The sequence below is a fragment of the Extibacter muris genome, assembly GCF_004345005.1.
Lineage (GTDB): Bacteria > Bacillota > Clostridia > Lachnospirales > Lachnospiraceae > Extibacter > Extibacter muris.
Map to the genome: position 1 here is coordinate 1 of NZ_SMMX01000060.1, position 828 is coordinate 828.

Sequence of the window (828 nt, forward strand, 5' to 3'; positions counted from 1 at the left end):
GTGTTTTTCCTCTTTCTTTTCCCCCCTTTGCCCCCTCCTCTGGCTCTCTTCCCTCTTCTCTTTCCCCTTCTCTTTCTCTCCTTCTCTCCTCCTGGCGTCCGTCCCTTCATAGACCGCGTTTGCGACAACTTTCCCTTTCGCCCTTTTTTTCCTCTTCTTTCTTTTCTTTCCTTCCCTTCTTCCCTTTTTTTTTCTTCCTCCCCCTTTTTCTCTTTCTCTTTCCCTTCTCCCTCCCCTTCCGACAGACGATCCCCCCCTTTTCTTCTCTCCCCCCCCTTCCCCTTCCCCCCCTCTCTCTCCTCCCCTCCCAAGCAGCGTCCCCCCGTACCCTCCCTTCTCCCCTTCCCCCTCCCCCCCTCCTCCCTTTTCCCCCTCCCCGTCTCCTCCTCCCTCTCCCTTCTTCCTCTCTTTTCTCTCTTTTTTCTTTCCGAGTTTTTTTTCCTCTTTTCCTGGAATCAGTAATGCCCCTCTTCCTCTTTCCTCTTCTTTCCTCTCCTCTCCTTCGTTATTCCTCCTCTTTTTTCCCTTTCTCCTTTCTTCTGCTTCTCTTCCCCCCAAGCTGCTTTCTCCTGCAATTTTCTTCGGTTCCTTAACTCTTTCTCAAGTTTTCTCCTTTTTTCCCTCCTTTCCACCTTCCTCTCTCTCCTTCCCCCCTCTCTTTTTCCTCGTGGGCATAGTCTTTTGGATGATTTTTTCCCTCCCCTGATCTCCCTTCTTTTCCTTCTCTTTCTTCACTCTTTCCGGCGAGTGCAGAAAACGATCTCCCCTCCCCTCTCTTTTTTCCCCCTCCCCTCTCTTCTCTCTCTCCTCCCTTTCCCACTCCCCTGG

At 51.7% G+C, this 828-nt stretch carries 2 protein-coding genes; both read right to left on the reverse strand.

The window, feature by feature from the left end; translation table 11 throughout:
• On the reverse strand, nt 1–558 hold a 558-nt coding region (locus E1963_RS23605), incomplete at its 3' end, for a hypothetical protein (RefSeq protein ID WP_201272087.1).
• A gap of 31 nt (nt 559–589) precedes the next feature.
• On the reverse strand, nt 590–820 hold the full coding sequence (locus E1963_RS23610) for a hypothetical protein (RefSeq protein ID WP_132281690.1): 231 nt from the start codon (nt 818–820) through the stop codon (nt 590–592).
• Nucleotides 821–828 lie beyond the last annotated feature (8 nt).